This is a genomic window from Nocardioides maradonensis (assembly GCF_054777115.1).
Genome location: NZ_BAAHAZ010000007.1, coordinates 201,947 through 214,565, shown reverse-complemented (window position 1 = coordinate 214,565; position 12,619 = coordinate 201,947). Strand labels below are relative to the sequence as shown.

The 12,619-nt window shown below is 71.9% G+C and carries 14 protein-coding genes; all 14 read left to right on the top strand.

Annotated features, from left to right (window positions below):
• Positions 1 to 28 precede the first annotated feature (28 nt).
• The 14 genes from ftsW (at position 29) to ACYVAQ_RS10515 (ending at position 12,619) form a co-directional block, all read left to right on the top strand.
• Positions 29 to 1,228 (top strand): putative lipid II flippase FtsW, encoded by a 1,200-nt coding sequence (gene ftsW / locus ACYVAQ_RS10580; protein WP_460789095.1) that lies wholly within the window; start codon positions 29 to 31, stop codon positions 1,226 to 1,228.
• Positions 1,225 to 2,313 carry an undecaprenyldiphospho-muramoylpentapeptide beta-N-acetylglucosaminyltransferase gene (murG, locus tag ACYVAQ_RS10575; RefSeq protein WP_460789093.1) on the top strand — a complete coding sequence of 363 codons (1,089 nt, stop codon included), beginning with the start codon at positions 1,225 to 1,227 and terminating at the stop codon, positions 2,311 to 2,313. Before ftsW ends, murG begins: the two co-directional genes overlap by 4 nt.
• Entirely contained in the window at positions 2,310 to 3,686 is a 1,377-nt protein-coding gene (gene murC, locus ACYVAQ_RS10570; RefSeq protein ID WP_460789091.1) for a UDP-N-acetylmuramate--L-alanine ligase, read from the top strand. Before murG ends, murC begins: the two co-directional genes overlap by 4 nt.
• Complete coding sequence (locus ACYVAQ_RS10565) at positions 3,679 to 4,419, top strand: cell division protein FtsQ/DivIB (protein WP_460789089.1); 741 nt, start codon at positions 3,679 to 3,681, stop codon at positions 4,417 to 4,419. The genes murC and ACYVAQ_RS10565 overlap by 8 nt, the downstream gene beginning before the upstream one ends.
• Before the next feature lie 270 nt (positions 4,420 to 4,689).
• On the top strand, positions 4,690 to 5,880 hold the full coding sequence (gene ftsZ / locus ACYVAQ_RS10560; RefSeq protein ID WP_460789088.1) for a cell division protein FtsZ: 1,191 nt from the start codon (positions 4,690 to 4,692) through the stop codon (positions 5,878 to 5,880).
• 14 nt (positions 5,881 to 5,894) lie between these two features.
• Positions 5,895 to 6,596, top strand: coding sequence for a polyphenol oxidase family protein (locus ACYVAQ_RS10555; RefSeq protein ID WP_460789086.1), 702 nt, complete (start codon positions 5,895 to 5,897; stop codon positions 6,594 to 6,596).
• Positions 6,593 to 7,291: a YggS family pyridoxal phosphate-dependent enzyme gene (locus ACYVAQ_RS10550; protein WP_460789084.1), complete on the top strand. Its 699-nt coding sequence runs from the start codon at positions 6,593 to 6,595 to the stop codon at positions 7,289 to 7,291. The genes ACYVAQ_RS10555 and ACYVAQ_RS10550 overlap by 4 nt, the downstream gene beginning before the upstream one ends.
• 55 nt (positions 7,292 to 7,346) lie before the next feature.
• Positions 7,347 to 7,847, top strand: coding sequence for a cell division protein SepF (locus ACYVAQ_RS10545; protein ID WP_460789082.1), 501 nt, complete (start codon positions 7,347 to 7,349; stop codon positions 7,845 to 7,847).
• 240 nt (positions 7,848 to 8,087) lie between these two features.
• Complete coding sequence (locus ACYVAQ_RS10540) at positions 8,088 to 8,381, top strand: YggT family protein (RefSeq protein WP_460789079.1); 294 nt, start codon at positions 8,088 to 8,090, stop codon at positions 8,379 to 8,381.
• Positions 8,382 to 8,496: 115 nt separating this feature from the next.
• Positions 8,497 to 9,300: a DivIVA domain-containing protein gene (locus ACYVAQ_RS10535; RefSeq protein WP_460789077.1), complete on the top strand. Its 804-nt coding sequence runs from the start codon at positions 8,497 to 8,499 to the stop codon at positions 9,298 to 9,300.
• Between the two features lie 152 nt (positions 9,301 to 9,452).
• Positions 9,453 to 10,421 carry a TraR/DksA family transcriptional regulator gene (locus tag ACYVAQ_RS10530; RefSeq protein ID WP_460789075.1) on the top strand — a complete coding sequence of 323 codons (969 nt, stop codon included), beginning with the start codon at positions 9,453 to 9,455 and terminating at the stop codon, positions 10,419 to 10,421.
• Between the two features lie 83 nt (positions 10,422 to 10,504).
• Entirely contained in the window at positions 10,505 to 11,053 is a 549-nt protein-coding gene (gene lspA / locus ACYVAQ_RS10525) for a signal peptidase II (RefSeq protein WP_460789074.1), read from the top strand.
• Positions 11,050 to 11,985, top strand: coding sequence for an RluA family pseudouridine synthase (locus ACYVAQ_RS10520; RefSeq protein ID WP_460789072.1), 936 nt, complete (start codon positions 11,050 to 11,052; stop codon positions 11,983 to 11,985). The genes lspA and ACYVAQ_RS10520 overlap by 4 nt, the downstream gene beginning before the upstream one ends.
• A 1-nt stretch (position 11,986) precedes the next feature.
• Positions 11,987 to 12,619 (top strand): hypothetical protein, encoded by a 633-nt coding sequence (locus ACYVAQ_RS10515; RefSeq protein WP_460789070.1) that lies wholly within the window; start codon positions 11,987 to 11,989, stop codon positions 12,617 to 12,619.

Below are 12,619 nucleotides of genomic sequence, written 5' to 3'. Positions count from 1 at the left end.
GCCCCGGTTCAAGGGGATCCGGCTTACCGTGCTGTCCCGGCTCTCGCCCGCGCGCTCGCGCTGGGTGGCGTCGGCCCAGGCCGCGCTCGAGCGGCCGCTGACGACGTACTACCTGCTGCTGGGCTCCGTCGCGCTGCTGCTCACCATCGGCCTGATCATGGTGATGAGCGCGTCGAGCGTGTACTCCTTCCACTACACCGGCAGCTCCTACACGGTCGTCGAGCGCCAGGCGATGTGGCTGCTCCTGGCGATCCCGTGCGCGTACTTCGCGTCCCGGGTGTCGCTCAAGTGGCTGCGCGGCCTGGTCTACCCCGGTTTCGCGATCTCGCTGGTCCTGCTCGGCCTCACCGCGGTGATGGGCCGCTCGGTCAACGGCAACACCAACTGGCTGGTCCTCGGCCCGCTGCAGATCCAGCCCTCCGAGATCGCGAAGTTCGCGCTCATCATCTGGGCGGCGCACATCTACGCGATCAAGGAGCGCCGGCTGACCCGGCTGCACGAGATCGTGATCCCGGTGGTCCCCGGCATGGCGATCGCCATGGGGCTGGTGCTGGTCGGTGACGACCTCGGCACGACCCTGGTCTTCTTCGCGATCCTCGCGGGGATGCTCTGGGTGGTCGGGGCGCCGGGCCGGATCTTCGGAGCGGCCATCCTCGGCGTCGGCCTGCTCGCCGGCGCGCTCGTGGCGACGGACCCGACCCGCATGGCCCGGCTCACGAACTTCACGGACCCGCTCTCGGAGTACCACTCGACCGGCTGGCAGGCCGTGCACGGCCTGTTCGCCCTGGCTCGCGGCGGCGTCCTCGGCGAGGGCATCGGCGCCAGCCAGCAGAAGTGGGGCAACCTGCCCGAGGCGCACACCGACTTCATCTTCGCCGTGCTCGGCGAGGAGCTCGGACTGGTGGGCACGCTGCTGGTCATCGGCCTGTTCCTTGTGATCGCCTACGCCATCATCCGCGTCGCGCGCGAGACCAAGGACCCGTTCATCCGCTACGCGAGCTTCGGCATCGCGGTGTGGCTGCTCGGCCAGATGATGATCAACATCGGCATGGTGCTCGCGCTGCTGCCGGTCATCGGCATCCCGCTGCCGCTGGTCTCGTACGGCGGATCTAGCCTTGTCCCCACCCTGACCGCACTTGGTCTGGTGATCGGTTTCGCCCGACGCGAGCCGGCCGCGGCACGCGCGCTGGCCCAGAAGCGCCGGGACAAGCAGAAGGCGGCGCGTTGAAGGTTCTCCTGGCAGGTGGGGGTACGGCCGGGCACACCTCGCCCCTGCTGGCGACCGCCGATGCGCTGCGCCGGCTCGACCCGGACGTCGAGATCACGTGCCTCGGCACGCCGCGCGGCCTGGAGAACACCGTGGTCCCCGCGGCCGGCTACCCGCTCGAGCTCGTGCCGCCGGTGCCGCTGCCGCGCAAGCCCAACGCCGACCTCGCCCGGGTCCCTGCCCGGCTGCGCGGTGCGGTCAAGGCGACCCTCGAGGTCGTCGACCGGATCCAGCCCGACGTCATCGTCGGCTACGGCGGCTACGTCTCGATGCCGGCCTACCTGGCCGCCCGGCGCCGCAAGCTGCCCCTGGTGGTGCACGAGCAGAACGCCCTGCCCGGCATCGCCAACAAGGTCGGCGCCCGGGTCGCCGACCGGGTCGCCGTCAGCTTCCCGGACACCCCCCTCAAGAACGCCGAGTACGTCGGCCTGCCGCTTCGGCGGATGATCTCGACGCTCGACCGGGCCGCGCTGCGGGCCGAGGCACGCGCGTTCTTCGGCCTTGACCCCGACCGCCCCACCCTGGTGGTGACGGGCGGCTCGCAGGGCGCGTGGCGGCTCAACCGAGCGGTGGCCGGCGCGGCTCCCGTGCTGGGCGCCGCGGGCGTGCAGGTGCTGCACGTCGTCGGCCCGAAGGGCACCGAGGACCCCGACTGGGTCGCCCCGGCGCCGAGCGGGACGCCGTACGTCATCGTGCCGTTCGTCGACCGGATGGACTACGCGCTGGCGGCCGCCGACCTGATGGTCTGCCGGGCCGGTGCGTCCAGCGTGGTCGAGGCCGCCGCGACCGGCGTACCCGCCATCTTCGTGCCGCTCGCCATCGGCAACGGCGAGCAGGCGCGCAACGCCCAGCCGGTGGTCGACGCGGGCGGAGCGCTCATCCGCTCGGACGCCGACTTCTCCGCCGACTACGTCGCCGACACCGTCCCGCTGCTCGCGGGCGACCCGGGCCGGCTCGCGGCGATGGGCCGGGCCGCGGCCCACCTGGTGCCGCGCGACGCCGACGACAAGCTGGCCGTCATCATCCGTGAGGCGGCCGGCCGGTGAAGATCCCGGTCCCGGCAGAGATCCTCCCGGCTGACCGGCTGGGACGGGTCCACTTCGTCGGCATCGGCGGTGCGGGCCTGTCGGGCATCGCGCGGCTGATGCACCAGGCCGGCGTACCCGTCAGCGGCAGCGACGCCAACGATTCAGCGGTCGTGCAAGCACTGCGCTCCGAGGGCATCACGGTGCACGTCGGCCACGACGCCGCGCACGTGGCCGCGGTCGACACGGTCGTCGCCACCACCGCTGCCCGCGAGGACAACCCGGAGATCGTGGAGGCGGTCGCTCGGGGCCTGCGGCTCTGGCCGCGCTCGGCCGGCCTGCAGTCGGTGCTGCTGGGCAAGCGGGTCGTCGCGATCGCCGGCACGCACGGCAAGACGACCACCACCGCGATGACGGTGGTGGCGCTGCAGGAGGCGGGGCTCGACCCGACCTTCGCGATCGGTGCGGAGGTCGAGAGCCTCGCGACGAACGCCCGGCTCGGTGCCGACGACGTCGCGGTGGTCGAGGCGGACGAGTCCGACGGCGCCTTCCTCGTCTACACGCCCGAGATCGGCGTGATCACGAACGTGGACGCCGACCACCTCGACCACTGGGGGAGCGCGGAGGCGTACGACGCCGCGTTCGCCGAGTTCGCGCAGCGGGCCCCGGTGACGATCGCCGAGGAGCGCGAGCTGGCCGACGTCACGGCGGGCTTCGGCCCGGACGCGCGGCTGCGCGGGAGCGACCTCGCGGTCGAGGCCGGCCGCACCCGCTTCTCCGTCGCGTACGACGGCACCGACCTCGGCACGGTCGAGCTGGCCGTCCCCGGCCGCCACTACGCGCAGGACGCCCTCTACGCCCTCGGCGTCGGGCTCTCGCTCGGCCTCGAGCCCGCCGCGCTGATCCGCGGCCTCGGCCGGCACCGCGGCGCCAAGCGCCGGATGGAGCTGATCGGCGAGGCGGCGGGTGTGCGGGTCTACGACTCCTACGCCCACCACCCCAGCGAGATCCGCGGTGACCTCGAGGCCGCGCGTTCGCTGGTCTCGGGCGGACGGCTGGTCGTCTGCTTCCAGCCGCACCTGGTCTCCCGCACCCGGATCTTCGGCGAGGAGATGGGGCGCGAGCTCGGCGCCGCCGACCGGGTCGTCGTGCTGGACGTGTACGTCGCCCGCGAGGACCCCGACCCCGCCGTCACGGGCGCGCTCGTGGCCGGGGCTGTCCCGCTGCCCGCGGACCGGGTCGGCTTCGTCCCGGACCGGGCGGCCGTCGTACCCCTGCTGGTGGGGGAGGCGCGTCCCGGCGACGTGGTGCTGACCCTCGGTGCGGGCGACGTGACGGCCCTGGCGCCACAGATCCTCGCCGGGCTGGAGCGCCGGGAGCACGCCGATGGTTGAGCTGCGCCGGCCGCGGTCGCCCCAGGACAGCTCGCGTCGACGCTTCCAGCGCCGGCAGTGGGGCCGTCGCTGGCTGACCTGGCGCTACGTCCTGCTCGCCGTCGTGGCACTCCTCCTCGCCGGCTTCGCCGTGTACGCCGTCTACTTCTCGCCGTGGCTGCGCACCGAGGGTGTCCAGGTCGCAGGCATCCAGCAGCTCAGCAAGGAGCAGGTGCTCGGCGCCGCCGAGGTACCCACCGGAGGTCCGCTGGCGCGCGAGGACCTCCAGGCGATCCAGCAGCGCGTCGAGGCGCTCGCCATCGTGAAGTCGGCCGACGTCTCCCGCTCCTGGCCGCACGACGTCCGCATCGTCGTCACCGAGCGCACCCCGGTCGCGGTGCTCGCTCGCGGCCGGTTCTACGTGCAGGTCGACGCCTCCGGCGTCACGTTCATGCCCCGGCTGAAGACCCCGGGCGCCCTGCCGGCCATCGACACCGGGGCGACCGCCGACGCGAACGCGCTGGCTGAGGGGGCGAAGGTCGCGGCCTCCCTTCCGCCGGAGGTCGCCAAGCTCGTCGACCACATCGAGGTCGCCACGATCGACCGGATCCAACTGTCGCTGCGCGACGGCCGGAAGGTCCTGTGGGGGAGCTCGGAGGAGTCGACCGCGAAGGCCAAGGTCCTCCTGGCGCTGCTGAAGACCAAGGCGCACTCGATCGACGTGTCGGTGCCGGGGCTGCCCACCACCCGCTGAGCCTGGGGGTGCAGGAATCCCCGGTCGACCGGTGATTCCTGCGCTTGTCGGCCGTTGCAACACCCGACAAGCGCCAAGAAACCCCCGCCGACCCACGCCCGTCGGCGTGTCTGCCGGTTTTGGTACGCCGCGCTGCCTACTGTCGTGACCACGACGAGGTTGACATAACTATAACCCTCAGGCTGAGGGTCACAGTTGAGGCCTCCAGGTCTTCCCCGACACGACACACAGACATCAGACACACGGACAGATTGCGAGAGGTGAGCCGCCGTGGGAGCAGCACAGAACTACCTGGCCATCATCAAGGTGGTGGGCATCGGTGGCGGTGGCGTCAACGCCGTCAACCGGATGATCGAGGTCGGGCTGCGGGGGGTCGAGTTCATCGCGATCAACACCGACGCCCAGGCCCTCCTGATGAGCGATGCCGACGTCAAGCTCGACATCGGCCGTGAGCTCACCCGGGGCCTCGGCGCCGGCGCCAACCCGGACGTGGGCGCCAAGGCGGCCGACGACCACGCCGAGGAGATCGAGGAGGTGCTCAAGGGCGCCGACATGGTCTTCGTGACCGCCGGTGAGGGCGGCGGCACCGGCACCGGTGGTGCTCCGGTCGTCGCGCGGATCGCCCGCAGCCTCGGCGCGCTGACCATCGGTGTGGTCACCCGGCCCTTCCAGTTCGAGGGCGCCCGCCGCAAGAAGTCGGCCGACGACGGCATCGAGCGCCTCCGTGAGGAGGTCGACACCCTCATCGTCATCCCCAACGACCGGCTGCTGCAGATCTCGGACCGCAACGTCTCGGTCATGGACGCCTTCCGCCAGGCCGACCAGGTCCTGCTGCAGGGTGTCTCCGGCATCACCGACCTGATCACGACCCCGGGTCTGATCAACGTCGACTTCGCCGACGTCAAGGCGGTCATGAGCAACGCCGGCTCGGCGCTGATGGGCATCGGCTCGGCCCGCGGCGAGGACCGTGCGGTGGCGGCCGCGGAGATGGCCGTGTCCAGCCCGCTGCTCGAGGCCAGCATCGACGGCGCGCACGGTGTGCTGCTCTCGATCGCCGGTGGCTCCGACCTCGGCATCTTCGAGATCAACGACGCTGCCGCGATGGTCGCCGACGCGGTGCACCCCGACGCCAACATCATCTTCGGCACGATCATCGACGACGCGCTCGGTGACGAGGTGCGGGTGACCGTCATCGCCGCCGGCTTCGACGGCGGTCTGCCGAAGCGTCGCGAGGAGGGCACGGCCCTGCGCCGGCCCGCGCAGGAGGAGACCCGGTCCGTGGCCTCGGCCGCCGCCACCCGTCGCGAGGAGCAGAACCCGACGGCCGTGCGCGAGTCCGCGCCCGAGCAGCCCGTCGCGGAGCCGGAGCCGGTCGGCGTACGTCAGCCGGCGCCGTCGGCCCCGTCGACGCCGTCGGTCGACTTCGACGACGACCTCGACATCCCGGACTTCCTCAAGTAGCTCCCCGAGGTTCTGTGTTCGCATTCCGTGTGTCGCTCGACCCGGGCTCCCAGGAGGGGGCCCGGGTCGAGGTCGCGTTCACCGACGCCTCGCTCGACCTGCAGGGCAGGCGGCCCGGCTTCGCGGACGCGCTCGCGAACGTCGTCGAGCTCGCCGACGTGCCGTTCGCGCGGCTCAACCAGGTGCACGGCGACGAGGTGGTGACCGTCGTCGACGAGCCGCTCGCCGGGCCCGCTGACGAGGTGCCCGACGGCGACGCGCTGGTGACCGCACGGCCCGGGACCGGGCTGATGATCCGGGTCGCCGACTGTGTCCCCGTCCTCCTGGCCGACCCCGCCGCAGGCGTCGTGGGCGCCGCGCACGCCGGCCGTCGCGGCGTCGAGCTCGACGTCGTCACCGCCACGGTCGCGCGGATGCGTGAGCTCGGTGCCAATGACATCCGTGCCTGGATCGGCCCGCACATCTGCGGGCGCTGCTACGAGGTGCCCGCCGCGATGCGCGAGGAGGTCGCCGCCACCGTCCCGGCGACGTACGCCGAGACGTCCTGGGGCACGCCCGCCCTCGACCTGGGCGCCGGCGTCGAGGCCCAGCTGGCCGCCGCCGGCGTACCCTCCGAGCGGGTGCCGGGCTGCACCCTGGAGGACGACCGGTTCCACTCCTACCGCCGTGACGGGGTCGCGTCGGGCCGGATCGCCGGGCTGGTGTGGATCCGATGAGCCGCGTCGACGAGCTGCGCGCCGGCCTGGACGCGACGAGTGCCCGCATCGACGCGGCGTGCGCGGCCGTCGGACGCGATCGCGCCGAGGTCGCTCTCACCGTCGTCACCAAGTTCTTCCCAGCGAGCGACGTGCGCCTGCTCGCCGGTCTCGGCGTCACCGACGTGGGGGAGAACCGCCACCAGGAGGCCGAGGCCAAGCAGGCCGAGTGTGCCGACCTGAGCCTGCGCTGGCACTTCATCGGTGGGTTGCAGAAGAACAAGGCCGCCGCCGTGGCGCGGTACGCCGACGTCGTCGAGTCCGTCGACCGCCCCGAGCTGGTGCCGCGGCTCGCGCGGGGTGCCGCCGAGCGCGGCCGGCCGCTCGACGTGCTGCTGCAGGTCAGCCTCGACCCGGCCGGGAGCGACCACCGGGCCGGCGTCGACCCCGTCGAGCTGGGCTCCCTGGCTGCTGCCGTGGACGGCCTCGAGGAGCTCAGGTTGCGCGGGCTCATGGCCGTCGCGCCGCTGGGCGAGGACCCCGCGGCTGCGTTCTCCCGGCTCGGGGAGATCCGCCAGGGATTCCTCCTCGACCACCCCGCCGCCACCTGGCTGTCGGCCGGCATGAGCGGCGACCTCGAGCAGGCCGTCGCGGCCGGTGCGACACACGTGCGCGTCGGGTCCGCGGTCCTCGGATCGAGGCCCTCGGTCCAGTAATGTCCCCAACACGACCACTGGTCCCGGAGGGGGCCGAGATTCGGAGGCAAGTGCCATGAGCGGTGTGATGCGCAGGATGGGTGAGTACCTCGGCCTGCTCGAGGACACCAGCTACGACGAGTACGACGAGTACGACCGCGCTGAGGCGGTCGGCGAGTCACGTCCGGCGGCTCGGCCCGCAGCGCGCCCCGTGCGCAGCGCCTCGATCGCCGACATCAGCGAGCGTCGTCGTACGCCCGCAGCGGCTCCCGCGGCCGCCCAGTCGGTCGTCGCCGAGCTCTCCCGGATCACCACCCTGCACCCGCGCACCTACAACGAGGCGCGCGCCGTGGGGGAGTCCTACCGTGACGGCACCCCGGTCATCATGAACCTGTCCGAGATGGACGACACCGACGCCAAGCGGCTCGTCGACTTCGCGGCCGGCCTGATCTTCGCCACCCGCGGCAGCATCGAGCGCGTCACCAACAAGGTGTTCCTGCTGTCGCCGCCGAACGTCTCGGTCGCCGCCGAGGACAAGCAGCGCATCGCCGACGGAGGGTTCTTCAACCAGTCGTAGCGGTCGAGCGCGTCGCCGCTGATCGGCGTCTCGCCGGGTTTGCGGAGCTCGGCTCCTCCGGTCGCTCGTTCCTCGCTCCCTCCGTCGCCTCGTTCCGCGCACCCGGCCTCGACGCCGACGGCGCCGCGCTGCCGACCGCTACGACGCGCGGTTGGCTCCCGTAGGTCCTGCCTTCGCGCGGCGGCAAGCCGTGGCGCGACCGGGACACGATCGCTACCGACGTTTCCCTAGGATGGTGCCGTGACTGTGGTGGGGGAGATCATCGAGGCGGTGCTGTTCGTCTTCATCGGGCTGCTCTGGATCCGCCTGATCACCGACTGGGTGCAGGCGTTCGCGCGTTCCTGGGAGCCCCGCGGCGTGCTGCTGGTGCTCCTCGAGGGTGCCTACACGGCCACGGACCCGCCGATCAACGGCTTCCGACGGATCATCAAGCCGGTCCGGATCGGCAATTTCTCCCTGGACATCAGCTTTCTGCTCGTCATGATCCTGGCGTACGTCGCCCTCTCGCTGAACCGCAACCTGCTGCTCTTCTGAGGCGCGCCCGGGGTTCCGCGGCGTCTGTCACGTCGTGACGACTGCCGATACTCATGTGACAGGCGCTAAGGTGCGGGACGACAGTCTTTCCGAGGAATCGAAGATAGGTGAGGTCATGCCGCTGACGCCCGAGGACGTGAGCAACAAGCGCTTTACGCCGGTCCGGCTCCGCGAGGGCTACGACATGGGCGAGGTCGACCAGTTCCTCGATGAGGTCGAGGCCGAGCTCGCTCGGTTGACCCAGGAGAACGACGACCTGCGCGCGAAGCTCGCTGCGGCCCAGTCGGGCGGATCCGGGACGGCTGGTGGGTTCGACTCCTACAACGCGCCGACCCAGGTGACCCCCGCGCAGCCCGAGCCGCCCGTCGTTGCCCCTGTGGCCGAGGAGCCCGAGCCGGAGCCCGTCGTGGCGCCGGTCGTGGCCGCCCCGGCGCCGGCTGCCACCTCCGGTGGCATCGAGACGATCCGCGTCGAGACGGTCCCCGAGGCGTCCAACGCCGCGGCCCGGCTGCTCGAGATCGCGACCCGCAACGCCGACGAGCTCGTCGAGGAGGCCAAGGCCGAGGCCGACCGTCTCGTCGGTGAGGCCAAGGGCAAGGCCGAGCGGCTCGAGAACGAGGCGAAGGGCAAGGCCGACCGGCTCGAGGCCGACGCTCGCACGCGTGCCGAGATGCTGGACGGCGAGACCGCCGAGCGTCGTACGCAGCTGTTCGGCGACCTCGAGAAGGAGCGGGACAAGCTCAGCGCCGAGGTCGAGAACCTCCGGTCGTTCGAGCGTGAGTACCGCTCCCGCCTCAAGAGCTACTTCACCCAGCAGCTCGACGCTCTCCAGGTCCCGGGCGACACCGTCGCCCCCGCCTCGGACGAGTCGCCTGCTCCGAAGCGGCTCCGCTCGATCCTGGGCGAGGAGAACGCCTGAGTCGTCCCGACTCGACCTGACGCGTACGCCGGCCGGTTCCCGCTGTGGGACCGGCCGGTGTGCCGTCTTGGCGCCGCTCCACCTAACCGTTACCCTCCCGAGCAGCCCGTCGGCTGCCGCTGATGGTCCGCCGCTTACGAGGAGAGCTGGGCATGGCCCGAAGCACCAAGAAGTCGTTGGCCGGTTCGGCCGCGTCCGCAGCCCGCCGGATCATCCGTCCGAAGGCCAAGCCCGTCGAGGCCGCTCCGGCGAAGAAGGCGGCTCCGGCGAAGAAGGCGGCTCCCGCGAAGAAGGCGGCTCCGGCCAAGAAGGCGGCCCCCGCCACGAAGGCGGCCCCCGCCACGAAGGCGGCCCCGGCCACGAAGGCGGCTCCGGCCACGAAGGCGGCCCCGGCCACGAAGGCGGCTCCCGCGAAGAAGGCGGCTCCGGCCAAGAAGGCGGCTCCGGCCAAGAAGGCGGCTCCGGCCAAGAAGGCGGCTCCCGCGAAGAAGGCGGCTCCCGCGAAGAAGGCGGCTCCCGCGAAGAAGGCGGCCCCCGCGAAGAAGGCGGCCCCGGCCAAGAAGGCGGCTCCCGCGAAGAAGGCGGCCCCGGCCAAGAAGGCGGCCCCCGCGAAGAAGGCGGCCCCCGCCAAGGCGACTCCCACGAAGAAGACGGCGCCTGCCAAGGCCGCCCCGACCAAGAAGGCTTCACCCGTGAAGAAGGCGGCCCCCGCCAAGAAGGCCGCTCCGGCCAGTCTCGTCGTCCTCGAGGGCGAGGAGGCGTGGTCGAAGGCCGAGCTCGACGAGGTGCTGGCCGAGCTGCACGAGCAGCGCCAGCACAGCGAAGAGGTCCTCGCCGCCCAGGAGGCCGACCTCAGCGGCCTGCTCCACGACGCCGGTGACGGCGCCGGCCAGGACCAGGCCGACGTCGGCGCGACGAGCTTCGAGCGCGACCACGAGCTGACCGTCGTCAACCACGAGCGGGAGAAGCTGGCCCAGATCGACCGCGCACTCGCGCGCATCGACAACGGCACCTACGGCGTCTGCGAGTCCTGCGGCAACCCGATCGGCAAGAACCGGCTCATGGTCTTCCCGCGTGCGACGCTCTGCCTGTCCTGCAAGCAGCGCGAGGAGCGTCGCTGACGTCAGGCCCGACGACGGGCTGAGCGCCGAGGTGGGCTGACGCTTTCGGCGGATGCATGGCGGTGTGGGAAACTTGCGCCGCTATGGAAGCCGCACCGGGAACGTCGCTCGATCGCTCCGCCCGTGCCCGGTCCCGCGGTCGCGCACTCGGCCTGTTCGTGGCCGTCGCCGTCGTCTGGTACGTCGCCGACCAGGTCACCAAGCACCTCGCGGTCGTGCACCTCGCCGACGGGCAGCCCCGCCACTTCGTCGGGACCCTGCTTCAGCTGCGGCTGCTGCACAACCCGGGTGCAGCCTTCAGCATGGGCACCGGGTCGACCGTCGCGCTCAGCTGCCTGGCCATCCTGGCGACCGTGGTGGTGCTGTGGTTCAGCCGCAGGCTCGTCGACCCGCTGTGGGCGGTGGCGTTCGGGCTGCTGCTGGCCGGCATCGACGGCAACCTGACCGACCGGCTGTTCCGCGACCCGGCCCCGTTGCGTGGCCAGGTGGTCGACTTCCTCCAGCTGCCGCACTGGCCGGTGTTCAACGTCGCCGACATCGGGATCAACGTGGGTGCCGCGCTGCTCCTCCTGCAGATCGTTCGCGGCGTCCAGATCGACGGCCGGCGTGCCTCGGCGGAGGCGAAGGCATGAGCATCGACCAGCGCAGCCTCCGCGTGCCCGACAGCCTCGAGGGCGAGCGGATCGACGTCGCGATGGCCCAGCTGTTCGGCTTCTCCCGCACGCGCGCGGCCGAGCTGATCGCCGACGGCCGGGTCGTCCTGGACGGTGCATCGGTCAGCACGAAGAGCGAGCGCGTCCTCGCCGGCGCGACCCTGGACGTCGAGATCCCGCAGGTGACCGACCCGCTGGAGATCGTCCCCGAGGTCGTCGCGGGCATCAAGATCATCCACGACGACGACGCGATCGTGGTGATCGACAAGCCGGTCGGCGTCGCGGTCCACCCGAGCCCGGGCTGGCGCGGCCCGACCGTCGTAGGCCACCTCGCCGCCGCCGGGTTCCGCATCTCCACCAGCGGCGCCAAGGAGCGCGAGGGCATCGTCCAGCGCCTCGACGTCGGTACGTCGGGCGTGATGGTCATCGCGAAGTCGGAGCACGCCTACTCGGTGCTCAAGAACGCCTTCCGGCACCGCACGGTCGACAAGACGTACCACGCCCTGGTCCAGGGCCACCCCGACCCGCTCGAGGGCACCGTGGACGCGCCCATCGGCCGCCACCCGAAGTTCGACTACAAGTTCGCGGTCATGGACGACGGCCGGCACAGCGTCACGCACTACGAGACGCTCGAGGCGCACCGGTTCGCGAGCCTCCTGGAGATCCACCTCGAGACCGGCCGCACCCACCAGATCCGCGTGCACATGAGCGCGCTCAAGCACCCGTGCGTCGGCGACATCACCTACGGCGCGGACCCGAGCCTGGCCCGCAGGGTAGGCCTGGAGCGGCAGTGGCTGCACGCGGTCAAGCTCGGCTTCGAGCACCCGGAGAGCGGCGACTACGTCACCTACGAGTCGACGTACCCCGACGACCTCGCCCACGCCCTCGACGTCATCCGCGACGCCCACTGACATGGGCGAGCCCGAGAGCGCCGAGGCCTTCCACGCACGGCTCGTCGCAGCGGCCGACGCCGAGGGGCGCCTGCCGGTCGCGACCGACCAGATGGCCGGCTGGGACATCTACCCCTTCGAGCTCGACGGGCTGCGGCTCAAGCCGCTCCAGCCGCTCGGCGACGCCGAGTGGCCACGCGACGGCGACAACGCCCGTGACTGCGCGTGCACCGGCGAGAAGGATGACGCCCGCCTGGTCTGGAGCAACGAGCGGTGGCGGCTCGGCCACGTCTCGAGCACCGGCCTGCCGCTGATGATGACGCTCGACCCGGTCGCCCACCACGACCTCAACGACCTCCCGGACGACCTCGCGAGCGAGATGGGGCGGCTCATGGTCGTCATCTGCGACGCCATGGAGCAGCTGCCCAGCATCGGGCGGGCGCACGTCCAGAAGATCGGGGACGGCGCGGCCCACCTGCACGTCTGGTTCATCGGCCGGCCGGCCCACACCACCCAGTTCCTGGGCTCGCCTCTCCTTGACTGGGAGGAGAGCTTCCCGCGCGTGCCCGACCAGGTGCTGCGCGCCAACGCCGGCTTCGTTGCGGAGAAGGTCGTCGACCGGGTGGGCGGCCAGGCGGGCCCGTTCGCCGGCTGA